The organism is Paraburkholderia sp. GAS333 (genome assembly GCF_050435665.1).
GTDB classification, from domain to species: domain Bacteria; phylum Pseudomonadota; class Gammaproteobacteria; order Burkholderiales; family Burkholderiaceae; genus Paraburkholderia; species Paraburkholderia fungorum_A.
Genome location: NZ_JBNDKS010000004.1, coordinates 344,192 through 369,098, shown reverse-complemented (window position 1 = coordinate 369,098; position 24,907 = coordinate 344,192). Strand labels below are relative to the sequence as shown.

The window sequence follows — 24,907 nt, the reverse complement described above, 5'->3', positions numbered from 1 at the left end:
ATGTCACGGAATAAAGCCACGACGCCGTGCGTTCAATAACCGCAACGACCATCGGTCATCAGGGAGGTGCGGCCATGAAGTCTCTGCTTACGGTATTCGGCGCCATCGCGAGCGGCGCGGCGCTGATGGGTCTTGTCGCGTGCGGCGGCAGTTCGGGATCGATCAGCATGCAGCAATCTTTTACATCGACGATGCTGGTCTCCGATGGATCGGTCGCTGCCGCGCACACCGACGCCAATCTGAAAAACGCGTGGGGTGTCGCGTTCAATCCAAAAGGTTTCGTCTGGGTCGCCGACAACGGCACCTCGCTCGCCACACTGTATGACGGCAATGGTGTGCCGCAATCGCTGGTAGTCAGTATCCCGAATGGAACGAATGGCGCGGCGAATCCCACCGGCATCGTGTTCAACGGCACGACGGATTTCAGCGTGACGCAAGGCGGTAAAACCGGCGTGGGCGCCTTCATCCTTGCGGGCGAAGGCGGCACGATCACCGCGTGGGCACCGGCCGTTCTCCCCACGACAGCAATCGTCATGTACGACGACGGCAGCGGCGGAGCCGTCTACAAAGGACTCGCGCTGGCCAGCAACGGCGGCGCCAACTTCCTGTACGCAACCGATTTTCATAACAACAAGATCGACGTATTCGACAAGAGCTTCACGAAGATTTCTCTGCCCGGCAAGTTTCAGGACCCGTCGATACCAGCAGGCTTCGCGCCATTCGGCATTCAGGCAATCGGCGCAAAACTGTTCGTCACTTACGCAAAACAGGATGCCGCCGCGCATGACAATGTCGACGGCGCAGGCCTCGGTTTCGTCGATATGTTCGACACCACCGGCAATCTGCTGATGCGCTTCGCCAGCGCGGGTCCGCTGAATGCGCCGTGGGGCATCGCGCAGGCACCGGCAAATTTCGGGCGCTTCAGCGGCGATGTGCTGATCGGCAACTTCGGCGACGGCAAAATCAATGCGTTCGATCCAGCCAGCGGGCAGTTGCTCGGCGCGGTCAATCTGTCCAACGGCAGCGACTTTGTTCAAGCGGGATTGTGGGGGCTGGCCTTCGGTAATGGGCTCAGCAATCAGCCGGTGAATACGCTGTTTTTTGCTGCGGGGCCGAACCACGAAGCCAGCGGACTTTATGGCCGCATCGACGTGAAGATGTGAGGATGTGAAGCGCGGCGCTTAAATAGCCAACCCGTCTAGCTTTTTGCTCCGCGCAACGCGTAGGCGGAAAGCATCGCAACGCGCGCGCCGCTCAACATCCTGACGATCCGTTTCGCTGCGTGACGCATGCGCCCGCGCAGATGCGCGACGCGCATATGGCGCCAGAAACGGTCGGGCACGAATTCGACGAAGCGCGCTTCTTTTTCCAGCAAGGCTTTGCTGCCCGGCAAATGGACAAACGAGCAGCAGCGGAACCACCGCAAATCGCGATAATTGTTGCCCGCCCAATGACGCCCCACTGCCTGGTACGCGCCGACTTCGATCAGCACCTGCCCTTCGTCGGCGAGCGAATTGAGCGCGGCGGAAATAAAGGCTTCGTCGCCGTGATGCTTGAGCTGGTCGCTCTCGCTGAGGTAGCGCGCGTAACTGGCGCGCGCGCGCGGCACCAGGCGGCGCAATGAAGCGGCCGTGGCGAGCAGAAACTCGCCACCGTACCAGCGTGGATTTCTGAGCCGCCGGTCCGCGACGATCTCCAGATCGGCGACCACGCGTTCGCTGCCGTACGCGGGAAACACCTGATCCGAAATATCGAATACGCCGAGGCCCGCTTCGGCACATCGCTCGATCAGTTCGCCGTCGAGCGGCAACAGCGCGACCATGTCGGCATCGAGTAAAAGCAGCATGGTGTCGGCCGGCAGGCTTTCGGCCACCTGGTCCATCAGATCGAGTTTGAAATGCGCGGCGTAAAACGGGGTGTTCTTCGGCAACTCGATCGTCGCGGTGAGCGTCGCGACGGCCGGCCGGTTCTCCGGCCGCATCGTTTCGAGCCGTTGCGCGACGAGCGCCGGTGCGTTGGTCATGATCGTCAACGTCGGCATGCCCACCTGCCGCAAGCTGTTATTCAGGCAGATTGCCTGACTCACGTACGACAACGGGTCGCGATTGGTCGAGTTGGGACCCGGCTTCACGTCGACGTCGACATAAACGAGAGTGCAAGGAAAAAGATTCACGTTGCTCCTCACCACGCGTGAGCGACGGTTCGCTTTTCCAGCGCTGCCGTGACGGTCAATCAGTTGATCGAGTGGTCCTTCGCGCGGCGAGCAGACGTCCGCGCAATGCGCTGATGCGCGGCGATGGAGTCGGATGATCCGGGCGCGCAGCATCAGGTATGGACAATCGTTTCACGTCCTTATATTGCGTTTCCGCCAAAACTCAGCGAGTCATAACGTGGCCCTTTTGACCGGCATCGCGAGATGATGCTTCTCGCAATTATTGCTGCGGCATTGTTGAGCGGGAGCGGGTTAGTAGTGGGGATGGGGTGTGTTCATCGAGTGATGAGTAGCAAGTCATCGCTAGCTTGTCTAGACAATTTTAGTTCGGTGTCGCCGACTAACCTCTTCTGCCGTCTGCCATGAAACCTGAAAATTCCCATCGCATGTAAGCTTTGCAAGCAAACTTTGATAACCCAGACCGTATAGCCATGCTCGGGTAAACGACTAAAAAAGTCGACTTGTATAGACATTTTGACTGCCTTAAAGTCCTATCTGATCGTGAGCCTCTGCCCCGCGGCTCCGGTCTCGGGAGACCCGCGAAGTCAGCCGGTCGATTGTCTGAATCTGACGGCGCGCGTGAACCACCTGCGCCGGGCCAAGAGGATTTTCATGTCTGTATCCCAGGGCGGAACGCGCGAGCGCGGCATCGCCGAGCGCCGCACCATCGACTACATTCCCGACGCCGAACGTCACGGCAGCGTCTTCAGCCAGTTCACGCTGTGGCTCGCGGCGAATTTGCAGATCACGGCGATCGTGACCGGCGCGCTTGCCGTGGTGCTCGGCGGCGATGTGTTCTGGTCGCTGGTCGGCTTGCTGATCGGGCAACTGATCGGCGGCGGCGTGATGGCGCTGCACGGCGCACAAGGCCCGCAACTCGGCCTCCCGCAGATGATCTCCAGCCGCGTGCAGTTCGGCGTCTACGGCGCGGTCATTCCGATCGTGCTCGTCTGTCTGATGTACGTCGGCTTCTCGGCAAGCGGCTCAGTGCTGGCGGGACAGGCCGTCGCCCAGTTGCTGCACGTGAACGACGCGCTCGGCATCGTCGCGTTCACCGCGGTAATCGTGGTGTTCACGGTGATCGGCTATCGCGTGATTCATCTGGTAGGGCGTGTTGCGAGCGTGGTCGGCGTGATTGCGTTCGTCTACATGTTTGCGCAGTTGCTGATCGGTCATGACATTTCGGCGCTGCTCGCGAACCGCCATTTCACCGTGAGCAGCTTCCTGCTCGCGATGTCGCTTTCCGCGTCGTGGCAAATCGCATTCGGCCCATACGTAGCCGACTATTCGCGTTATCTGCCGCGCAGCACGTCTCCGCGTAAAACGTTCTGGGCGATCGCGGCCGGGGCGATCATCGGCGCGCAGGTGTCGATGGTGTTCGGCGTATTCGCCGCCGCGCTCGCGGGCAAGCAGTTCTCCGGGCACGAGGTGTCGTTCGTGGTCGGCCTCGGCGCGACCGGCACGATCGCCGCGCTGCTCTACTTCGCGATTGCGTTCGGCAAGATCACCATCACGACGCTCAACGCGTATGGCAGCGTGATGTCGATCGCGACCGTGGTCAGCGGCTTTAGCGGCGACCAGAAACTGTCCGCGCGCAGCCGTCTTGCGTACATCCTCGGCATGGTCGGTATCGCGATGTGGCTCGCGCTCGCGGGACGTCACGCGTTCCTGAAGGAATTCTCGTCGTTCATCCTGTTCCTGCTGGCGTTTTTTACGCCGTGGAGCGCGATCAATCTGGTCGATTACTACTTCATCACCCGCGACCGCTACGACGTGCCCGCGCTGTACGATCCGGACGGCCGCTACGGACGCTGGAACATGACCGGCATCGTCGTGTACGTGATCGGCGTGCTGGTGCAGTTGCCGTTCATTTCCAGCGCGTTCTATACGGGTCCGCTCGTCGACGTGCTCGACGGCACCGACATTTCGTGGATCGTCGGCCTGATCGTGCCCGCTGTGCTGTATTACGTCGCGGCTCGCCGCAGGAGCCACGAAGCGCCAGCGCATCTGATTCTGCCTGCCGAGGCAGCACGGGTTGCCGAATTCGTTTCGAAGTAACGGTTCATCCTGCGCGGCGCGACGGGATCGCGCCGCCGTCAACACGTGCTTAAATCGGCATCGCGCTCCCCCTTCAACTTCCCCGCTACCCTTTCAACCCACGCAGCGGCCTGAAAAACCGCCGGATCTCAGTCGCGAGCAAGCCGGGTTTTTCCATCGCCGCGAAGTGGCCACCGCTCGGCATGTCGGTCCATTGAACGACATCGAAAGTTCTTTCGACCCAGCTACGCGGCGGATGACTCAGTTCCTTCGGGAAATGCGCGAAGCCGAGCGGCGGCACGACGCGCGGCGCGCCGGTGAAACGCATCGGCTGCAAGCGGTTTTCCCAGTACATCTGCATGGACGTGCCGATGCTTTGTGTGTGCCAGTAGAGCGAGATATTGGTCAGCAAATCGTCTTTGGAAAACACGCTTTCGATGTCGCCGTTGCAATCGCTCCACGCCCGAAACTTTTCGCCGATCCACGCGGCGAGCCCGACCGGCGAATCATTCAGCGACGCGGCCGCCGTTTGCGGCTTGGTGGTATGCATGTGCGCATAGCCGCCTTCGAGCGCGGCCCACTCGAGCTTCTCGCGCAGAAAATTTTCTTCCGCCGCGGTAAGCGGTTGCTGCTCCGCGCCGATCGCCGGTTCGTACGAACTGGGCAGGAAGTTCAGATGAATGCCGTCGACAACCTGCGGATGCCGCGCCGCCAGCGCGACCGACACCCCCGCGCCGATATCGCCGCCCTGCGCGCCGAAACGCTCGTAGCCGAGACCGCGCATCAGCGATACCCACAGATCCGCCACCTGAAACGCGGACGTGCCGCCCTGCGCGGGAGCCGCCGAAAACGCGAAGCCGGGTAGCGACGGCACGACGACGTCGAATGCGTCGGCGGGATCGGCGCCGAACGAACCCGGGTCGCAAAGCTGGTCGAGCAGCGCGTGAAATTCGAAGAACGAGCCAGGCCAGCCATGCGTGACGACGAGCGGATAAGGCGCCATCCCCACGCCGCGCCGATGCACGAAGTGCACGCGTTGCCCGTTCACATCGGCGATGAACTGGGCTTGCTGGTTCAGCTTGCGTTCAGCCGCGCGCCAGTCGAAACGAGTCGCCCAGTAGTCAGCGAGTTCGCGCAGCCACACGGAGTCCGTGCCCTGCTGCCACGCGGGAGACGGCGTGGCCGGCGCCCAGCGCGTCGCGCGAATCCGCTGACGCAGGTCGTCGATATCCTGATCGGGAATGGCAATCTCAAACGGTTCGATCTGCATGACGGTGGATCCGGATCGCGGTGACGGGTGACGCGTGCGGCGCTTGCGGCGCTTGCGGCAGCGGATCACGACGGCATCCGGCCCAAGGCCAACACACGCGGAAAACCGCATGGTACGCGCGTCGCACGCACTCTGCGTGGCGCGCTTGCGGACCAAACAGAAAAGCCCGCAATTTGCGGGCTTTTCTGCTGTATGGGTGGCTCGTGCCTTCTGCACCCGCCGCGCCGCATGTCCGCCTGCCGTCACAATCTCGCCATTCGCCGGATAATGCCCGTTCCATTCCGTTACCCACCGAGAGGAGATTGCTGCGATGTCCGCCTATGAATCCAGAGTGCCGCGCGTGCTGTTGACGAACGACGACGGTATCGACGCCCCCGGCCTCGCCGTGCTCGAAGCCGTCGCCGCCGAAATCGCCGACGAAGTCTGGGTCGTCGCGCCCGAACACGATCAGAGCGGCACGTCGCATTCCATCAGCCTGCATTCGCCGTTGCGCGTCAGCCGCCAGGGCGAACGCCGCTTCGGCGTGGCCGGCACGCCCGGCGATTGTGTCGTAATGGGCGTGCGTCATCTGATGCGCGACACGCCGCCCACGCTGATCCTTTCCGGCATCAACCGCGGCGGCAATCTCGGCGTCGAGACGATGTTTTCGGGCACTGTCGGCGCGGCGATGACCGGTTTGCTGCTCGGCCTGCCGTCGTTCGCGTTGAGTCAGACGTTCAGCGACCGCGACAACGTGCGCTGGGACACCGCACGCGCGCTCGCGCCGGGCGTGATCCGTCAGTTGCTGGCGGTCGAACACGCGGTGCCCACCTGCCTGAACATCAATTTCCCCGATGTCGATGCAGCGGCTGCCGGTCCGCTCACGCCGACCCGGCAAGGCGTCGGTCTGGTCGAAGATATCGACGTGCTGCCGCAGGTAGACCCGCGCGGCATCGCGTATCACTGGCTGCGTTTTCAGCGCGGCCAGCGCGCGAACGATCCCGATAGTGAAACGGCTGTGGTGGCGTCGGGCTGCGTGTCGGTGACGCCGCTCGCGTTCGATCGCACGGACGAACCGACCTTCGCGCGGCTCGCGGCGTCGTTGCGATAACGGGGCACGGCCTCCGTGATGCAACGGTCAGTTAAACGTAGAGTCGCTCGCCGTTGTCGTTGCGTCAGGGGCGCGGTGCGATCGTCAGGCTAGGCGCACCGCCCGGTCCCGCAGGGTCCGGATTTCCGAACGCTGGGAGGCTACCGTTCTCACGCGCGCGAGCAATCTCCTCGCGAACCTGCGCACGGGTCTTCGGACCATCCGTCTTCAGTAATGGGGCGCTCGGCACAGTGGTTTGAACGACCGGCGGTAATACAGCTTGCGCGGTCATCTCTGGCTGGGGTGTCGATGGCACCGATTGAACGGACGCCGCCGCCGTTTGCGTCGACGGCGGCATGGACTGCGGTTCGGAACTGGACGCGGACTGCTGCAACAGCGGCAATGAATTGACCGCAGCAGGCGCGCCGGGCCCATGCACCACCCTCATGCCAGGCGACGCATACGCGGATTCACTCGCCACGGGCACCTCACCCGCAACGTCCGCAACGCCCGCAGCACCCGCACTGACACCGCCCGACTTCGCCACCACAGCCCCCGCATTACGCCGACTCCTGGCATAACCCGCAGCGCGATTCGAATACTCGCGAGACGCTACTTGCGGGGCGCGCGAATGTTTGCCGTCCGTTGCCGAAGACGACGAGTTCAGCACCGGCTTTTGCGTCGACTCAGCGGGTGGCTTGTCCACCTGCGCCGGAGCAACCGCGCGCTGCTCCTGATCCGCGCGCTCCTGAATTTCTTTCTGCAACTCGACAACCTGCTGATCGTCCCGGTGCGCGGCGCTGATTGCGTTCAACTGCGCCCGCGCCGCCGCCACGTCGTCGCGTAGCAGACTATTGCGCGCCGCCTTCAGGCTGTTTGCCCGCGCCGCAGGCGAATCGCTGCGACCGTCGACCGGCGCAGCCCTGACCGTGCCGCTCATCGTATTGCCCTGCCCTGACGCCCGCGTGCCTCCGCCATGCGTGACACCGAGATCGTCCGAGGGCAGCCATTCTTCGTCGGAATGCGAGACGTAAGCTCCGACTCCAATGGCTACAGCACCGACGACAAGACCTGTGAAGACTATCTTTCTGGGTTCGCTATACAAAACGTGTCCCCCTTCCAGTAGTTGACGTGCACGTCTGACACGACGCAAACGCGCTCCGATTTCATCAGAGGGTTAGCAGGGATCGGTTGATGCCTCTGCACGGCCGCGCCAACAGGCCGGTAACTCACGTACGAAAGTGTGAGCGACCTGGATGCGTCCGACTCCGGATTGCGCGGCGTGAGGCTGTGAAACGTCGGATTACGCAGACCGCTTGTCCGAATCCGCCAGCTACGTTCGTACGAATGGATGATTGGAACTGCCAATCAATCGTCGTACGTTCACGCGCGTCGGCCCGTCCTGTTGAAACCGCAAAGCCTGTGCCTATACCAGCGGCCCTTCCTCCTGCTTGCGGCGCACCGCGACGGCAATCGAACTGCCGACGATCAGCGCGACACCCAGCAGCGACATCGCCCCGATCGTCTCGCCCCACACGACGTAGCCGAATAGCGCGGCCCATACGATGCTCGTGTAGTTGTACGGCGCGAGCGCGCCCGCGTCGGCCTGGCGGAATGCCATCGTCATCAGTAGCTGGCCGGCGGTGGCGAATGCGCCGAGCAGCGCCATGATCGCCAGCGCGTTGAACGACGGCGTGCGCCACGCAAAAAGCAGCGACACGCCCATCACGAGCGTGCCGACCACGGTGAAATACAGCACCGTGGTGCCGGAATCGTCGGTGGCGCGAATCCGCTTGATCTGGATGATCGACAGCGCGCCGAAGAACGCGCTCGATATCAGCAGAACCGGGCCGAGCCAGCTCGAATGCGAGCCGTCCGGGCGCACCACGAAAAGCACGCCGATGAACCCGATCGCAGCCGCGAGCGCTTCGCGCGGCTTGAGCGTTTCCTTCAGCAGCAGCGGCGCCAGCACGATCACGAGCAGCGTCTCCGAATAGACGATCGCCACGGCTTCGCTGAGCGGCATATACGGCAATCCGGCGAAGAACAGACCGGACGCGCCGAGCAGCGTCAGCGCGCGCAGGGTCTGCCCGCGCACGTCCATCTGTCTGAAACGTGTGGCGAGCGGTTTGCCGCGCAGGCATATCGCGACGGCGGGGATCAGGCCGAACAGCATGCGGAAGAACGTCACTTCGTTGGCGGGATAAGCGAGCGCGACGGATTTGGCGAGCGCGTCGACCAGCGCGAAGCAGAACATCGACAGAAGGATCAGCGCGATGCTGCGCAGCGGCACGGCGTTGTGACGGACGGCGGTAATGGGCGGCATGAGCTTTCCTGGAAGCGCGCAAAGCGGCGCCTTGCCCGGGTGCGTAAATGTCGCGTGGCTTCGCGTGAAGCTCACCAGGCAGGGGAGGCACGATCGACAGTCGGAAAGCGGATTATGCCCGCCATCGTCTGAAGATTCGCTTGTGCTCCGGCAATCTATCCATCGCGCATCCCGACTGCGCCCGCAACCTCTCGCGCGTAACGCGTCGCCGCCCTTCCCGCAATTGCGGGTATGTCCCGATACAGGTCCGCTGAACTAATAATATTATTCATATCGATTTCCGCATCCATACGTTAGAGGCGTATGTCTTCTAGCTGTATGTGAATCTAATAATAATTATGACCATCATAAGCGGGTACATCAGGAGATGAAGGTGCGCAATTACTTTGTGCTGGCCACGCTCGCCATGCTCAATGCATGTGGCGGCAATGACGGTTCGTCCAATCCGTCCGCGTCTGCGGACAAGCAGGTCAACGCGGCCGACGCGTCGGCGGCGTCCACCGCGTCGGCAGCCGCTGCGGCTTCGGCGGCGGACGCGGCCAACGTCCAGAGCGAATTCAAGGCCGCGAAAACGGTCCCGCTGGGCATGAAAACCACGACCCCGCCGCTCGTGATCGCCGATCCCACGTTGAACCTCGCGGCTTACACGCCGCCCGCACCGCCCACGCCGGTATCGTCGACCACCCTCTCCTTCGGCGACTTCACCAACTTCCTCGCCCCCGGTTCGACCCAAGGCTGGGGGCCAGGCACCAGCAACGCCAGCATCACGATTCCCGCGCCGCCGACCAACGGCACCGGCGCGGGCGACAAAACCGTGGCGCTTGCCAGCACCTACGCCACCGCATCGTATGAAGCGGACGTGACGGTCAGCGCGCCGGTCGGCACGGGCGCGGCGAACGCGGGCTTTCTCGTCCGCACGACCAACCCGACGGCGGGCGGTCCCGACAGCCTGACCGGCTACTACATCGGCTTCGATACCGGCACGCATTCGGTCGTCGTGGGCCGTGAGAACAACAACTGGACGAATTTCATCGCGTATCCGCTGAGCACGGTGGTGGGCGGCAGCACGCACCATCTGAAAGTCACGACGAGCGGCAATGCGATTACCGTCGACGTCGACCAGCAGCGCGTGATCAGCGTGAACGATGCGACCAACGCGCTGCCCGCCGTGTTCCAGTCGGGCAGCTTCGGGCTGCGGCGCTTCGGGGTCGGCGCGACCTTCAGCAACATCAAGATCCAGACCTACCCGACCGTGACTTCGCCGAGCTTCGATTTCTCGAAGGTGGTCGGCGCGGTCTATACGCCGTCGAATGCGGTCAACGCAATCGATTTCTGGGAAAACTACGACCCCGAGATCGTCAATCGCGAGCTGTCTTACGCGCAGACGTACGGCATGAATACGATCGCCGTGTATCTGCATTACCTCGTGTGGGCCAACGATCGCGTGGCATTCCTGAGCAAGTTCGAGAACCTGCTGAAGATCGCCGCGCGTCACGGCATCAAGGTCTCGCCGATCTTCTACGACGACTGCTGGAACCCGACGCCGCAGTATGGCCCGCAACCGGCGCCGGTCTGGGGCGTGCATAACAGCCAGTGGGTGCAGTCGCCGGGCACGCCGGTCGAACAGGCTTATTTCCAGCCGAGCGCGTCGAATTCCGCGGTGACGTACAAGCAGAGTCTCGCCAGCTACATCACCGATTTCGTCGCGCCGCATCGCAACGATCCGCGCATCATTTTCTGGGAGACGATGAACGAGCCGGGTTGCAGCGGCAACGGCGCGCTGCAGGAAACCCGCGCCGTGCTGATGAACGACGCGCGTATCGCGATCCAGAATGCGGGTGCAACCCAGCCGATCAACGCGCCGCAAGTGCAGGAAGACGAAGGCACGTACTTCTCCGACTTCTACGCGTTCCATCCGTACGGCAATCCGTACACGGGACCGGTGAACGGCAACAGTGTCAGCGCGCTGAACTCCGAAACGCTGCAACGCGGCTTTACCGGCACGGCCGGGCAGACCATGCCTGGGATCGTCGCGAACTACGGCGGATCGACGGGCTTTATCGTGTGGGAGCTGATGATCGGGCGCACCAATACGCGCTTCCACTGGGGCCAGGTGCCGAGCGCGCCCGCGACGGTGGAGCCGGCGGTTCCGTTCCAGGGCACCATCTACCCGGACGGCCATCCGTGGCAGACCTCGGAAACTCAGGCGCTCACGGGCGGCTTCAGTGTGAAACTGCCGGTGCTGCAAGTCGGCTACTACAACGATCCGACCTTCAACAGCGCGCCCGTCAAGACGTCGATTACGCCGATGATCGACTTCGATCTGAACACCGAGCGCGGCACCGATTCGCCTGATGCGTCTGCGGGCGTCAACGCGTCCAACTACGGCGTGCGCTGGACCGGCGCGATCAAGGCGACGCAGGACGGCACGTACACGTTCACGATCAACAGCGACAACGTTGCGCGTCTGTGGATCAATGGCGTGAAGGTCATCGACAAGAAGAGCGGGTCGCAAGGCACGGTGAGCGGCAAAACGTGGCTGGCGGCGAAGCAGCGCGCGTCGATCAAGGTCGAGTACGTGCACGGAACCGGCGCGGCGAGCATGCATCTGCTGTGGTCGAACCCGGCTGCGGATAATCCGGGCGTGCTGAAGATCGTGCCGTCGGATTCGCTGGTGGCGTCGGACTGATCGAACTGATCGACGCGACGAAGTAGCTATCTGGCGAAATGAGCCGACCGGTGCTCCTCAGGGACTGCCGGCCGGCTTTTGCGATCGATGCCCGGGTTGCCGCGTTCGTCGATAATTAGATCTGCTATTGCCCCGACAATGCGCGAACGCGCCCTCTTCTTACGACTCAGCCATGAAACCCGAGCTTGCCGGCAGATGCCTTTGCGGCGCGGTGCACTACGCCGTGAAAGACGAATTCGTCTATGCAAAGAACTGCCATTGTTCGAGATGCCGGCGTGCGACCGGCTCGGCGTTCAAGCCGTTCGCGGGCATTGAGCGCGACAAGCTGCGCGTGACGCACGGGGGTGACAATCTGCTGATTTTCGGCGGCGAACAGGCGTCGCATAACGTGCATTGCAAGACTTGCGGCAGCCTGCTGTTTTCAGTAGTTCGCGATGGGCAGTTTGTGCACGTCACGTTGGGCACGCTCGACGACACGCCCACGCTTCAGCCCACCGCGCACATCTTTGCCGGTTCGAAGGCGCCTTGGTATTCGATAAACGACTCATTGCCGCAGTTCGACGAATTCGATTGACCGCCGGGCAGCCCGAAACACTGTATAAAAAAACAGTATAATGAGCGGACGCAGCCGCCCTGCTTTCGTGGTCTTGTCGGGCGCGCAACTTTCCGCTCACCGGTCCAGCCCATGTCGTCGCAGCAAGCCCTTTTTGCGCCTGAGCCGGTGTCGCTCGTCCACGACGTGGAAGGCGGCATCCGCTACGTGCCTGAACTGATTCCCGCCGATGTCGCGCAACGGTGGTTCGATCAAACGCACCGGAACATCGGCTGGCTTGCGCAGCAACGCATGATGTACGACCGCGAGGTGGCTGTGCCGCGTCTGCTCGCCACGTTCGCGCTGGAATCCGCCGATCTTCCCTCCGATTTGCAGCAGGCATTCGAATCGGTTCGCGCGCTGGTCGGCGCACCGTTCAATCGGGTCGGACTGAATCTGTATCGTGACGGCAGCGACAGCGTCGCCCCGCACAGCGACAAGACCGACAAGCTGGTGCCGGGTCAGCCCATCGCCATCGTCTCGCTAGGCGCGAGCCGGCGCATGTCGATCCGGCCTAAGGGTGGTGGCCGGTCCGTGCATATCGAACTGGAAGCGGGAAGCTGCCTCGTGATGAGCTATGCGTCGCAATTCACGCACGAGCATGGAATTCCGAAGGTGGCGGGCGTCACGGAGCCGCGTATCAGTCTCGCGTTCCGGTGTTTTCAGAGCTGAGCCTGCTGCAAGCGCTAAGCAGCTAAGGTCGCCGCTTACGGCGTGCGGCTCTCGCCGCACACACGTCACCCAGATCATTACCGCGTAACCACGCCCCATCCGCCCAGCGGCTTACCCCGCAAAAATTTCCGGATTGTCCACCAGCGGCAAGAACTTACCGGTGCGGCCATCGAGCGCGAGCATCACGCCGCTTTCGATATCGAAGATCCAGCCATGCAATTGCAGCTTCTTGTTCGCCAGCCCGACCGCCACCGACGGATGCGTGCGGATATTGCCCAACTGCGCGATCACGTTGTCCTTCACCAGAGCGTCGAGGCGCTCGGCATCCGAATCGTAAGTACGTGCCGCGTTGATGGCTTTGGCGGCATCCGCGTGACGCAGCCAGCCTGCCACCGCCGGCAGATGATCGAGGTTCATGCAGGTCGAGATCGCCGTCATCGCGCCGCAATTCGAGTGGCCGCAGATCACGATATCGTGCACGCCCAGCACCGACACCGCGTACTCGACGGTCGCCGACACGCCGCCCGGTTCCGGCCCGTACGACGGCACGATGTTGCCCGCATTGCGGATCACGAACAGCGCGCCCGGCTCGACCTGCGTCAGCAGTTCAGGCACGACGCGGCTGTCCGAGCACGTGACGAACAGCGTGCTCGGACTTTGCGCGGTCGACAGACGTTTGAATAACGCGATCTGCTGCGGAAACACTTCGCGTTGGAAGCGGATAAAACCTTCGATGATTTCCTGCACGATGTTCTCCAGACATTCGATGACCGGGCTCACAACGCATGCAGATGGCAACTGCACGGCATGCCTGCTCCCGTTTTGGAGGGACTATACCGTAAGCCGCGAGCCAATTGGCATCGCCTGGATGTTCGGCGTAAGCGTCGGCGTGCCGCTATTTTCATCGATTGCTGGTGTGGAAAGAAAAAAACCCCGGCTGTTTCCAGCCGGGGCCAACTCTCTCGCTCGCACACCGGAAGCCGTGCGTGCGGTGCTACTTTAACCACCTCGATGAAGCGGATACAGACGCCGCTGTGGAAGAGTCCTTTGCAACCCGGCTCGAATCCCGATGCAGAGCCGCTAGCGTTGCGCTAATGCGCGTGAAATCAATAAACGGCTTGCGATCCCGCCGCTAAATCAGCCAGATCCCGCCACCGCACACACGCATAAGCGCAACACAACGACGGGCATCGAAACTCGTCACCGTGCATCCGCTTCCAACATTTCCGTGCATGAAACCTCGCGGACGAAACCCGCGCGTAAAACTCGTGCGTGAAACCGTTTTATCAACGGCTGTACATCGCATTCCAGTCGGCTTTGGAAACGGCCGGATGGCCGCTGCCGCTTTCCGACGAACCCGCGACGCTGCCGCCATAAGCGCTCGTGCCGACGTTGTTTTGCGCGGCCACGCGCGCTTCAGCCGCCTGGATCGCTGCGGGATAGTGAGCCTGGTCGCCGTCACCGACGCGATAGCCGGCCTGTTCGAGCTGAACCAGTTCCGCGCGCACCTGCTCGCGGGTAATACGGGTATTCGATTGCGATTGAGCGAAAACCGTGGCCGAAGCGGCCAGCGTAGCGACAACGACAACACCCTTGATCAACGACTTCATGATGAAAACAAGCTCCAGTTATTGATGGTTCGCGGCGCTTCGAAGCTTTCCTTCGAATGACTTTCAACGCGACCGCTGAACGCAATATAGGCGTCTGCCCGTCATAAAATAACGGCTGCTGGTCGAAGGGATTGTTGCTGGATCTGGAGAAATCGCTGTAAAGCGCGGCCCAGTGGAAGTGAGCCTTGAGATCCGGTCCGGCGCGAAACGCACCGGACCCCGCTTGGATGAACGCCTGAAGCGAGGCGCGGTCCGGCGGCCTCAGGCGAAATTGAAATCCTGCGTCAGTTGAAATCGCCGGTTTCGAGTTCCACCGATTTCCCCCCGTTTCTTTCGAGCACCCGCCGCGTAGCATTTTCAATCCGCGTACGGTTTGCCTCGAAGGTCCCCACCAGATTGTGCGCCGATGGGCCTTCGTTGCCGAAATGGTTGTTTAGCGCATCGAGCGACACGCTGCACCAGACATCGGCTCCATCAACATTGGCCTCGAAGGCGACGCGCGCCGCTGCCACTACTTCGCGGCGTCCGGTGAATTCGATCCTCATAATGATCCTCCATGTGTCGAAAGGAAGCCTCGAACGCGCAAGCACTGTGCCACGCAAGCCGCGCTCCGCCTGTGAAGCCGGAGCGGACGGTGCCAGGCGCGCATTCTCCGCAAGGTGCATACTCCATTCCGGCCGCCTCGTGCGACCGCGCTGATGCGTCCGGGCTCCTCCTTTCGAGCCGTCCAACGCACCCAACATACCGATACTAACCCCGCCCCATGTCCCGCAGCCCTCAATCGTCGCGCGCTCCCGTGATTGCCGCCGTCATGGCTTCGATGGCGATGGTCGCCATCGAAGCCACCATCGTTTCCACCGCCATGCCGCAGATCGTCGCGCAACTCGGGGATCTGCATCTCTACAGCTGGGTGTTCTCGTCGTTCCTGCTCACGCAGACCGCGATGACGGTGGTGTTCGGCAAGCTCGCCGATCTGTACGGGCGCAAGCCTGTCGTACTGGCGGGCATCGCGATCTTTCTGATCGGCTCGGTGCTCGCGGGCTTTGCGTGGTCGATGCCCGCGATGATCGTGTTCCGGCTGATCCAGGGCGTCGGCGCGGGCGCAATCCAGCCGGTCACGCTGACCATCGTCGCCGATCTCTACCCGGCTCACGAACGCGGCAAGGTGCAGGGCTATCTCGCGAGCGTGTGGGCGATTTCGGCGGTCGTCGGGCCGATGGTCGGCGGCTTCATCATTCACAATATGTCGTGGGCGTGGATCTTCTGGATGAACGTGCCGATCGGCCTCGCGTCGGCGGCGGGCTTCATCGTGTTCCTGCGCGAGTCGGAGCGGCACGCGCGTCCGTCGATCGATTTCGGCGGCGCCGCACTGTTCATGGCGGCGATCGCCGCGTTGATGATGGCCCTCACCTACGCGGGCGACGACGATCTCGCGAAAGCCTCGCTCGCGGGCGCCGCGTTCGCGCTGTGCGTCGTGTTCTTCGTGATGCAGGAGCGTCGTGCGGCCGAGCCGATGATCTCGTTCGCGCTCTGGAGCCGCCGTCCGATTGCCGCGTGCAACGGCTCGACGGTGCTGTCCGGCATGATCCTGATGGGCGCCACCACCTTCCTGCCGATGTACGTGCAAGGCGTGTTGCACCGCTCGCCGGTGATCGCCGGACTCGCGCTGACGATGATGATGGTCGGCTGGCCCGCCGGCGCGACGCTCGCGGCGAAGTCGTTCCAGCGGCTCGGCTTGCGGCGCATCCTGATCGGCGGCAGCGCGTTCGTGCCGCTCGGCGCGCTGTTGCTGCTGTTCCTCGCGCCGGGCGGCTCGCCGCTGATCGCCGCGTTCGGCTCGCTGATCATGGGCTTCGGGATGGGCACGTCGAGCGTCAGTTCGCTGGTGCTGATCCAGGAGATCGTCCGGGTGGACGAACGCGGCAGCGCGACCGCATCGAATCTGTTTTCGCGCAATCTCGGCAGCACGTTGGGGGCGACGCTGTTCGGCGCGGTGCTGAACTTCGGGCTGAGTCATTCGCGCGGCGCGGCGGTGGTCACGTCGGATCAGTTGAAGGCGCTGCTGCAAAACCAGGTGACGAATCTCGGCGACAGCGATCTGATCCGGCTCGTGCTGCATCAATCGCTGCATCTGACGTTCGTGTCGATCTTCGTCATTGCGCTGTTCGTGGTCGCGTTGCTGACGTTCGTCCCGGCGATCAGCATCGGGCCGGGCAAGAAAATGCCGATCGAGGCGCTGTCGCCGCTGGAAGATTGAGCGCGGCGGCTATCGGCTCGACGCTTCAAGCTACGGCGAAGTCGCGGGTAGCGTACCCGCGAAAAACTCCACCGCCTGCGCGGCCGTGCGTGCATGAATCGCATCGCGGTCGACACCCGGGCCATCCTTGCAGATCATCGCGAGACGCTCGGCGGCATCCGGCAGACAGGTGTCGAGAAACGTGTTGTGCGATGCGCCGGGCAGCATCGTGACGACGGCCTGCGGCAGCAAACCGGCGATGCGGTGAATGTTGGTGTCGACCGGCGCGATCCGGTCGTTTTCTCCCGCCACCAGCGACACGGGAATCGTCACGCTGTCGAACGAGTGCTGGTCGAACGCCTCGCCCAGCGCGGGCGCAATCGCGAACACCGCCTTGATACGCGGATCGCGGTACGACGCGCCGGAGCGCGCGCGGGACGCCTTCGTCGCGGGCGACAAAGTGTCATGCGTCACGGCCTTGTCTGCGGCGTCGGCGCCTATCTGCGCCATTTCCGGCGGATGGCAGATCGCATCGGCTTCCGGCGACGTGCAGAAGCGCTCGAACGCTGCCAGGTTCGTGCGCGCGCCCGCCAGTTCGAGCACTGTGTATCCGCCGAGCGAAAATCCCACCGCGCCGATTCGCGCGCGGTCGATATGCGGGCCCAACTGCGGGTCGGCGAGTACGCCATCGAGCACTTCGCTCGCGTCGGTCGCGCGCTCCCACCAGAGCATGAAGCCGTCGAGCGTTAGCGGCTCCAGCGCGCTATTGCCCGGATGATTGACGCCCGCGACGATAAATCCCTGCGCGGCGAGCGCCGCGCCCAGCCAGTCGAGGCTGTCCGCGCTGCCGCCGGTGCCGTGCGACAGCACCAGCAGCGGATAACTCTGGCGCGCGTGCGCAAGCGGCGCGTTGTCCGCCACTGGATGCCCTTTGAAAATCGGCTGACCGGGTGCGCCGATATCGTGGGCCGTCTCCGGCACGGCGGCATCGACCGGATACCAGATGCGGGTCACCAGCGCCTGGGTCTGAGCGCCGCGCCAGTGACGCGCCACCGCCGGATGAAACACCCGCACCGTCTCGCCCACATGCAGGGCGACCGGATCGGCGACGCCTGCCGCCGGCAACGCGATTCCTATCCCGAGCGCCAGCAACGCGCAGCATCGACGCAACATGATCAGTCCTTGCACAGAGGGATCATCAGATCGGTGACGCACGTGTGCTGCGCGCCGTCGATCAGCGGATTGCGATACCACTCGAGCGCCGGCCTCCGGTCGCGCATATAGCCGCTGTGCGGGAGCCAGCCGCCATAGAGCGCCCTGAAGGTCGGCGCGATCAGCGCGTACGGGCCGACCAGCCGATGCACCGCATACAGTCCGCCGTCGAGCCTCATCGACGTGACATCGTCGACGGAAACCGCAGCGGGACTGGCGACCACGCCCGCGTGATACTCAAAGCCGCCGTTCACGCCAGCCGCGCGCGTGCAGATACCGATGCGCTGGTCCGTGGACGCGCTCTGCTCGCTACACACCAGATGAATCAGGCGGCGAAAGGTCTGGCCGATTGTCCCGACCGGCCCGTCGTGCCGCACGCAGAGCACATCGACCGGTGCGATCTCGGCGAGTTCGACCGAAGGCGATTCGTCTGCCGACGTTCTACTTTCATTCGCGCTCGCGTTTGAAGCAGCGTTGGCATGGCTGGCATCGTGACCGGCGCCGCCGCTGCGAGTGCGCCGGTCTGCAACACCGCCCGCCAGATGCCGCTGCCGCGCCCTGAATTCGCTCGGACTGACACCCGTGAAGCCGCGAAACGCGCGCGCGAATGCCTGCGGACTGTTGTAACCCGCGTCGTGCGCGACGGTGGTCACCTGAGCGGACGCATCGGTGAGCCGCTGCGCAGCCTGAGCGAGCCGCAGGCGCTGCACTGTTTCGACCACGCTTTCGCCGGTCAACGCCCGATAGATTCGATGAAAGTGATAAGGCGAGAGATGCGCGAGCGCCGCCAGGCTTTCGAGCGTGTGCGGCGCACCCGGTTCGAGCAGAATCGCCTCGACCACGCGAGCGATACGTCGACGGTAATCGTGTTCGGTGCTGGGCTTCATCATGCCGATAGGATAACGGCGTGGCCCCTGCCGCACGTTGCAGAGCTTGCGACATTTTTGCCGCGTGTTCTGCTTTGCGCATTGCGTCCTGCATAGATTGCTGAGTTGCTTGCTGTTAGCCTGCGCAAGCAACTTGAAATCGCCACCGACTCGAATCAGAATGACGCGGCGCCCCACACGCGCATTCCAAAAAAATAGAGAGAAGGCGATCACATGGATCGTATCGACACCGCCCCGGGTGAGACAGGCCACACGTTGGGCGCATTGGCTTATGCGGACCGGCACGACATGCAGAGTTTCAGCGTGCGCCTGTCGATCAAGCCGCGCGACGCGGGCATTTTCTCGGCGAACCGCTATGCACTTCGAATAAAAAGCGAGCTGACCTTCTCGGGCCACGAGATCCTGTTGCGCCGGGCGAACGCGTCGGAAACTCGTAGCGTGCATCGCGACGAGGTGTTCGATATCGATTTCAACGAAGGCGTGCTGCTGTTCGATCTTCACTCGCCGCAACGCGCGATCGAACGGGTCGAACTGATACCGCGCAGTGCTGAAGATTTGCAGCGCATCGTCGACTTACTGCCGGTACGGATGACGCCCGAATTTGCCGCCCAGCGCATCGCACACAAAACCTATCGCCAGAGACTGCTCGCGTTGACGCCGGTGCCGCGAGCCACGTATGCGCTGGTCGTGCTGAACGTGCTCGTCCTGATCGCGATGGGGGTCTCCGGCATTAACGTGCTCATGCCGGACGCCGCCGAGGTGGCCAGGTGGGGAAGCAACCTCGGCGCCTATACGCTAAACGGCGAACCGTGGCGCCTGTTCACCGCGATCTTCGTTCACTTTGGCCTGCAGCATCTGGTGGGCAACATGATCGTGCTGTTCATGCTCGGACGCACGACCGAGCGCCTGTACGGCAGCCTGCGCTTTCTCGCGCTCTACGTGTTCGCAGGGCTGATCGGCAGCATTGCCAGCGTGCTGACGCATCCCGGTCTCAACAGCGCGGGCGCGTCGGGCGCGATCTTCGGCGTGGCGGGCGCACTGCTGATTTTCGTGCTGGTCTACCGCAGGCAATTGCCGCCGTCGGAAGCCGCGCGTTTGCGCACGTCGATGTGGATTTTCATTCTCTACACGTTGTACAACGGCTTCAGGCACAGCCAGGTCGACAACGCTGCGCACCTTGGCGGGTTGATCGGCGGATTGGCGATCGGTGCGCTGCTGGCCAGGCCGCTCGATCTCGACGCGCGTCGGCGAAACTCGTTCAGAACGGCCGTCGCGTCATGGACGGTCGCGCTGCTCTCGCTCGCAGCGTTGTCCTATCCGCTGACGCATATGAGCGCATCGCGTCTCGCCGATGCGCAGTTTTCCAGGCTGATGGTCGAAGCGCGGCAAACCCAGAACAGGATGCGCGCGGACCTTATCGCGTGGCGTCATTTGCGGCTCGCGTCGCAGGTCGACCGGGATGTGGCGTCGAACCGGATCATGCGGGAAATCCTGCCGGGCTGGAACAGCATGTACGAGTCCATCAGTCGCGCGCAGATGCCCGAGGGCTCGCCGCGCGCGCCGTTGCGGCAAGCCATGCTGCGCTATATCGACGATAACCGGGAGATCTACCGCAGCCTCGCGATCATGCTGTCGCATCCGCAGGACATGGATGCTGCGGCGATGGCGCCGGTTCTCGCGCGCGCCAAGGACGCGAAGGAGCAGGCCGTGCTGATGAAGAAACTCGAGCAGCAAGCCAGTTCGCAACCGCGATAGCGGCGTGTGTAAGCGGCCAACTTCAAATGTGCCGAACGGCGCGAAATCCGCTGACAACGCATGCTAGCCGTGACGGGCAACCGGTTGAGGTCGAACGGCGGTTGCGTCAGTGCGGAAATGGCGGCTCTGCGGAGCGTTCACCCGCCCTTCGCATACAACGTCGATTCCGCGAAGCCTTCCGCAGCCAGCACGTCGCCGACCAGAATCAACGCGGTCCGCTCGATCGAAGTCGACTGCACCTTGCCGACGATATCGTCCAGCGTGCCGGTGATCTTCTCCTCATCCGGCCAGCTCGCGCGATAGATCACCGCAATCGGGCACGCGCCGCCGTAATGCGGGCGAAGCTCATCGACGATACGCGCAAGGTGCCTCACGCCCAGGTGGATCGCCATCGTCGCGCGATGCGCGGCGAGATCGCCGAGTTGCTCGCCTGCGGGCATCGAGGTCTTGCTCGCGTAGCGCGTGAGAATCAGCGTCTGCGACACATCGGGCAGTGTCAGTTCGCAGCCAAGCGCCGCCGCGCATGCGGCCGTGGCGGTCACGCCCGGCACGATCTCGTAGGGAATGTCCAACTCGCGCAGACGCCGAATCTGCTCGCCGATCGCGCCGTACAGCGACGGGTCGCCGGAATGTACGCGCGCCACGTGCTGCCCCTTGTCATGCGCGGCCTTGAGTAGCGCGACGATCTGATCGAGGTCGAGTTCGGCGGTATTGACGACCTGTTCCGCGGTGTGTCCATCGAGCACCGCAGCCGGCACCAGCGAACCCGCGTACAGGATCACCGGGCAACTGCGCACGAGGCGCTGCCCTTTCACCGTGATCAGTTCCGGGTCGCCAGGACCCGCGCCGATAAAAAACACCGTCATTCGATACTCCAGCCATTCGTTATTCCACGCGTTCGTGTCGCCGTGGATTGTGTGTGTGTTTCACGCGCGCAATGCGTGCAGCAGATCCGCGACGTCGTCGAATTCGCGATCGGTCGCGGGCAACGCCGGACGTCGCAGCATGATCACCGGCAAGCGACGCTCTCGCGCGACCTCGAGTTTCGCTTCGGTCGCGCTGCCGCCGCTATTCTTGCTGACTACGACGTCGAACGCCTGCAGCGCGAACAGCGCGCGCTCGCCCTCGAGCGTGAACGGGCCGCGCGCCGCGAGGATTCGCGCGCGCGGACTGTCCTTGTGCGACTCCAGACAGCGCACGGTCCAGAACTGATGCGGCGGAATCTCGTCGAGATGCGCGAGCGGTTCGCGTCCTAACGTCAACAGCGGCCGGCGAAACGGCGCGAGCGCGGCGACGAGTTCGTGCCAGTCGCCGACCATCCGCCAGTCGTCGCCGCTTTGCGCCTGCCAGCCACGGCGGCGCAGCGCCCAACACGGCACGCGGGCGGCGGCGCAGGCGCGCACCGCGTTCGCGCTGATCTGTGCGGCGTAGGGATGCGTTGCGTCGATCACCAGCGTGATCTTTTCGCTTTCGATGTAACGCGCGAGCCCCTCGCTGCCGCCGAATCCGCCGACGCGCACTTCGCACGACAAGTCCTCGGGCACCTTGCCGAGGCCCGCGAGACTGTACACGTCGGCGGGGCCGAGTTGCCGCGCGATTTTCAACGCGTCGCCGGTGCCGCCCAGCAGCAGTACCCTGACGGGTTGTGTCGTGGCTGGCGTCATCGTGCGGCTCCGATCAGATTGCCCTGGCGGTCGATCGCGAACATTTCCACGCTGACCTGCGGCGGAACGATATCGCGCGCGACGGCCAGCGCATGCCGGCAGACGATATCGCCGAGCGGCACCTGCTGCGCGTGCGCGAGCGCCACTGCCTGCTGACTCGTATTGGCCGCGCGAATCGCGGTTTGCAGAGCGTCATCGGCACCGTATCCGGCGGCCCATGTCGCCAGCCGTTCGAGATCGATGCTCGAATTCCGGCTATGCAGATCGAGATGCCCGGCCGCCAGCTTGCTGAGCTTGCCGAAGCCGCCGCACACGCTGAGCCGCTCGACCGGCGCGCGCTTCATATGCTTGAGCACCGCGCCGACGAAGTCGCCCATTTCGATCAGCGCGATATCGGGCAGCGCATAGTGCGCGCGCATCGCGTCCTCGCTGGCGTTGCCGGTGCAGGCCGCGAGATGCGTGTAGCCGTTCGCGCGCGCCACGTCGATGCCCTGATGAATCGACGCGATATAAGCCGAGCACGAGAACGGCCGCACGATCCCGGTGGTGCCGAGAATCGACAATCCGCCGATGATGCCCAGCCGCGGGTTCATCGTTTTCAACGCGAGTTCCGCGCCGCCTTCGACGCCGATCGTCACTTCGAAGCCGCCGCTGTACGCATGCTCGGCGGCGAGTTCGGTCAGATGCTGCGTCATCATGCTGCGCGGCACGGGATTGATCGCCGGTTCTCCGACCGGCAGTGTCAGACCGGCTCGCGTCACGGTGCCGACGCCAGGCCCCGAGCGAAAAATCACGCCGGGTTCGGCGATCAGGCGCACGCGCGCGAACACGATCGCGCCGTGGGTGACGTCGGGGTCGTCGCCGGCGTCCTTGACGGTGCCGGCTTCGGCAACGTCAGCGCTGCTGGCGTTGCCGGCATCTCCGGCGACATGGACGTCATCGGCGACATCGGTGTCATTGACGACGCGGCGGCAGTAGACCAGCGGCATCGGCACATGCTGGCCCTTGGGCAGCGTAATTTCCGCGACCTCGCTGACGACGCCCGCAAGCAGCAGACGCGCCGCCGCCAGCGACGTCGCGGTGGCGCAACTGCCGGTCGTGTAGCCGCTACGTAGCGGCGCGGGTTGTTCGGGTGTTTCGTCGCGCATTACGGATGATCGGTGGAAACGGCGGGCATGTTGCCCGGGATACCCGCAGCGTGCTTCGTCACGTCGAGCATCGTGATCGGCAACGCCTGACGCCACGTATCGAAACCGCCGAGCGGCCGCGCGTCGGCCAGCGCGACGCGGGTCAGCGTGCCTCCGTGCCGGTCGCGCCACGCGATCAGCGCCGCTTCGCCTTGCAGCGTGACCGCGTTCGCCACCAGACGGCCGCCGTCGCGCAGACTCTCCCAGCAGGTTTCCAGCACGCCCGGCACCGTCACGCCACCGCCGATAAACACCGCATCCGGCGCGGGCAGTCCGTGCAGCGCCTCGGGCGCGCGGCCCGCGACGAGTTGCAGACCCGGCACGCCCAATGTGTCGCGGTTATGTTCGATAAAAGCCTGCCGCTCCGGATGCCCTTCGACGGCAATCGCGCGGCAGGCGGGATGCGCGCGCATCCATTCGATCCCGATCGAGCCGCTGCCCGCGCCCACGTCCCACAGCAATTCGCCGGGCGTCGGCGCGAGGCGCGCGAGCGTGATCGCGCGCACATCGCGTTTGGTCAACTGGCCGTCGTGGCGAAACGCGTCGTCAGGCAGACCGCAGGTCAGCGGCAGACGCGGCGCGGCTTCGTCCGCGCGGCATTCGAGCGCGATCAGATTCAGCGCGGCGACTTCGCCCGCGGGCCATTGATCGGCCCGGCCGTCGATCCGCCGTTCCAGATCGCCGCCCAGATGTTCGAGCACGACCATCCGGGTCGCGCCGAAGCCGCGCGTCGCCAGCAACGCGGCAAGCGCGGCGGGCGTGCGGCCGTCGGCGCTCAGCACGAAAATGCGCGCGCCGTCATGCAGATGCGCATTCAACGCCGCCAGCGGACGACCCACCACCGACACCGTCGCCACGTCCTGCAACGGCCAGCCCAAACGCGCTGCCGCCAGCGACAACGACGACGGCGCGGGCAGCACCCGCAGTTCGCCCTCGGGCAACTGCCGCGCCAGCGTCGCGCCGACGCCGAACAGCATCGGGTCGCCGCTCGCCAGCACGCACACGCTCTGATTGCGCTCGGCCAGCAACGGTGCGAGATCGAACGGACGCGGCCACTGGGTGCGGCGCGCGGCGAGTCGCGCGGGCAGCATCGCCAGATGACGTTCGCCGCCATAAATCACCGACGCCGTCAGCAAAGCACGCCGCGCGGGCCGTCCCAAACCGGCGAAGCCGTCGTCGCCAATGCCCACTACGGTCAGCCATGCCGGCATGCATCCATCCTCACTCTGAATCTTCAAATAATGCGCTGTGCCACGCCTGTCAAAGCGTCCAGCCTCGTTGCGCTGTCCGAAAAAAGGCATAATACAGCCGCCGGTGCCCTTCGGGGCCGAAGAGGGAACACAGTGCCACTGTGGCTGCCCCCGCAACTGTATGCAGCGAGTCCGCCTGCGCTGCGCGCCACTGGATTGACCGGGAAGGCCGCGGCGGATCATGACCTGCCAGCCAGGAGACCTGCCGGCAACACTGTTCGTGCCAGCCAACATCGGGC

General features: G+C 63.8%; 21 protein-coding genes and 1 riboswitch. Of the genes, 8 read left to right on the top strand and 13 right to left on the bottom strand.

All coding sequences use genetic code 11. The annotated features are described in order from the left end of the window. Positions 1-74: 74 nt before the first annotated feature. Positions 75-1,163 (top strand): TIGR03118 family protein, encoded by a 1,089-nt coding sequence (locus ABH945_RS23635; RefSeq protein ID WP_429252108.1) that lies wholly within the window; start codon positions 75-77, stop codon positions 1,161-1,163. A 35-nt stretch (positions 1,164-1,198) separates the two neighbouring features. Here the strand turns inward: ABH945_RS23635 and ABH945_RS23630 are convergent, their stop codons facing one another. Further along, positions 1,199-2,173: a hypothetical protein gene (locus tag ABH945_RS23630; RefSeq protein ID WP_074771111.1), complete on the bottom strand. Its 975-nt coding sequence runs from the start codon at positions 2,171-2,173 to the stop codon at positions 1,199-1,201. A gap of 651 nt (positions 2,174-2,824) precedes the next feature. Here ABH945_RS23630 and ABH945_RS23625 point away from each other — a divergent pair. Next, positions 2,825-4,270, top strand: coding sequence for a purine-cytosine permease family protein (locus ABH945_RS23625; protein WP_429252107.1), 1,446 nt, complete (start codon positions 2,825-2,827; stop codon positions 4,268-4,270). A gap of 85 nt (positions 4,271-4,355) precedes the next feature. Here the strand turns inward: ABH945_RS23625 and ABH945_RS23620 are convergent, their stop codons facing one another. Next, a complete protein-coding gene (locus tag ABH945_RS23620; protein WP_429252106.1) occupies positions 4,356-5,519 on the bottom strand; it encodes an epoxide hydrolase family protein in 1,164 nt (387 codons plus the stop codon). A gap of 310 nt (positions 5,520-5,829) precedes the next feature. Here ABH945_RS23620 and surE point away from each other — a divergent pair, with 310 nt between their 5' ends. Then, the gene (gene surE, locus ABH945_RS23615) at positions 5,830-6,609 is read left to right on the top strand and encodes a 5'/3'-nucleotidase SurE (protein ID WP_429252105.1); all 780 of its coding nucleotides are present in this window, start codon (positions 5,830-5,832) and stop codon (positions 6,607-6,609) included. Positions 6,610-6,673: 64 nt separating this feature from the next. Here surE and ABH945_RS23610 read toward each other — a convergent pair whose 3' ends face one another. Both ABH945_RS23610 and ABH945_RS23605 read right to left on the bottom strand, forming a co-directional pair. Next, complete coding sequence (locus ABH945_RS23610) at positions 6,674-7,528, bottom strand: hypothetical protein (protein ID WP_429252104.1); 855 nt, start codon at positions 7,526-7,528, stop codon at positions 6,674-6,676. 486 nt (positions 7,529-8,014) lie between these two features. Continuing rightward, a complete protein-coding gene (locus ABH945_RS23605) occupies positions 8,015-8,914 on the bottom strand; it encodes a DMT family transporter (RefSeq protein ID WP_429252103.1) in 900 nt (299 codons plus the stop codon). Positions 8,915-9,287: 373 nt separating this feature from the next. Between ABH945_RS23605 and ABH945_RS23600 the strand changes: the two genes are divergently transcribed. From ABH945_RS23600 to ABH945_RS23590, 3 genes are all read left to right on the top strand, one after another. Continuing rightward, positions 9,288-11,603, top strand: a complete 2,316-nt coding sequence (locus ABH945_RS23600) for a PA14 domain-containing protein (RefSeq protein ID WP_429252102.1) — start codon at positions 9,288-9,290, stop codon at positions 11,601-11,603. Positions 11,604-11,775: 172 nt separating this feature from the next. Further along, positions 11,776-12,177: a GFA family protein gene (locus ABH945_RS23595; RefSeq protein WP_429252101.1), complete on the top strand. Its 402-nt coding sequence runs from the start codon at positions 11,776-11,778 to the stop codon at positions 12,175-12,177. Between the two features lie 111 nt (positions 12,178-12,288). Further along, a complete protein-coding gene (locus ABH945_RS23590) occupies positions 12,289-12,867 on the top strand; it encodes an alpha-ketoglutarate-dependent dioxygenase AlkB (RefSeq protein ID WP_429252100.1) in 579 nt (192 codons plus the stop codon). 111 nt (positions 12,868-12,978) lie between these two features. Here the strand turns inward: ABH945_RS23590 and ABH945_RS23585 are convergent, their stop codons facing one another. From ABH945_RS23585 to ABH945_RS23575, 3 genes are all read right to left on the bottom strand, one after another. Further along, the gene (locus ABH945_RS23585) at positions 12,979-13,614 is read right to left on the bottom strand and encodes a carbonic anhydrase (protein WP_074771112.1); all 636 of its coding nucleotides are present in this window, start codon (positions 13,612-13,614) and stop codon (positions 12,979-12,981) included. Positions 13,615-14,153: 539 nt separating this feature from the next. Further along, on the bottom strand, positions 14,154-14,477 hold the full coding sequence (locus ABH945_RS23580) for a DUF4148 domain-containing protein (protein ID WP_074768774.1): 324 nt from the start codon (positions 14,475-14,477) through the stop codon (positions 14,154-14,156). 284 nt (positions 14,478-14,761) lie between these two features. After that, complete coding sequence (locus ABH945_RS23575; RefSeq protein WP_074768776.1) at positions 14,762-15,022, bottom strand: DUF1488 domain-containing protein; 261 nt, start codon at positions 15,020-15,022, stop codon at positions 14,762-14,764. A 218-nt stretch (positions 15,023-15,240) separates the two neighbouring features. Here ABH945_RS23575 and ABH945_RS23570 point away from each other — a divergent pair, with 218 nt between their 5' ends. Further along, entirely contained in the window at positions 15,241-16,734 is a 1,494-nt protein-coding gene (locus ABH945_RS23570) for an MDR family MFS transporter (protein ID WP_429252099.1), read from the top strand. A 30-nt stretch (positions 16,735-16,764) separates the two neighbouring features. Here the strand turns inward: ABH945_RS23570 and ABH945_RS23565 are convergent, their stop codons facing one another. Then, a complete protein-coding gene (locus ABH945_RS23565; protein WP_429252098.1) occupies positions 16,765-17,886 on the bottom strand; it encodes an alpha/beta hydrolase family protein in 1,122 nt (373 codons plus the stop codon). 2 nt (positions 17,887-17,888) lie between these two features. Next, positions 17,889-18,812, bottom strand: a complete 924-nt coding sequence (locus ABH945_RS23560) for an AraC family transcriptional regulator (protein WP_429252295.1) — start codon at positions 18,810-18,812, stop codon at positions 17,889-17,891. 213 nt (positions 18,813-19,025) lie between these two features. Between ABH945_RS23560 and ABH945_RS23555 the strand changes: the two genes are divergently transcribed. Beyond that, positions 19,026-20,567 carry a rhomboid family intramembrane serine protease gene (locus ABH945_RS23555; protein ID WP_429252097.1) on the top strand — a complete coding sequence of 514 codons (1,542 nt, stop codon included), beginning with the start codon at positions 19,026-19,028 and terminating at the stop codon, positions 20,565-20,567. Between the two features lie 137 nt (positions 20,568-20,704). Here the strand turns inward: ABH945_RS23555 and cobM are convergent, their stop codons facing one another. Genes cobM through cbiE form a run of 4 tightly spaced genes read right to left on the bottom strand, consistent with a single transcriptional unit; the run spans position 20,705 to position 24,629 of the window. Further along, a complete protein-coding gene (gene cobM, locus ABH945_RS23550) occupies positions 20,705-21,433 on the bottom strand; it encodes a precorrin-4 C(11)-methyltransferase (protein WP_074768784.1) in 729 nt (242 codons plus the stop codon). Between the two features lie 60 nt (positions 21,434-21,493). Further along, a complete protein-coding gene (locus ABH945_RS23545) occupies positions 21,494-22,231 on the bottom strand; it encodes a cobalt-precorrin-6A reductase (protein ID WP_429252096.1) in 738 nt (245 codons plus the stop codon). Continuing rightward, entirely contained in the window at positions 22,228-23,379 is a 1,152-nt protein-coding gene (locus tag ABH945_RS23540) for a cobalt-precorrin-5B (C(1))-methyltransferase (protein ID WP_429252095.1), read from the bottom strand. Before ABH945_RS23540 ends, ABH945_RS23545 begins: the two co-directional genes overlap by 4 nt. After that, the gene (gene cbiE, locus ABH945_RS23535) at positions 23,379-24,629 is read right to left on the bottom strand and encodes a precorrin-6y C5,15-methyltransferase (decarboxylating) subunit CbiE (protein WP_429252094.1); all 1,251 of its coding nucleotides are present in this window, start codon (positions 24,627-24,629) and stop codon (positions 23,379-23,381) included. The genes ABH945_RS23540 and cbiE overlap by 1 nt, the downstream gene beginning before the upstream one ends. A gap of 84 nt (positions 24,630-24,713) precedes the next feature. Further along, positions 24,714-24,892, top strand: a riboswitch (cobalamin riboswitch). Positions 24,893-24,907 lie beyond the last annotated feature (15 nt).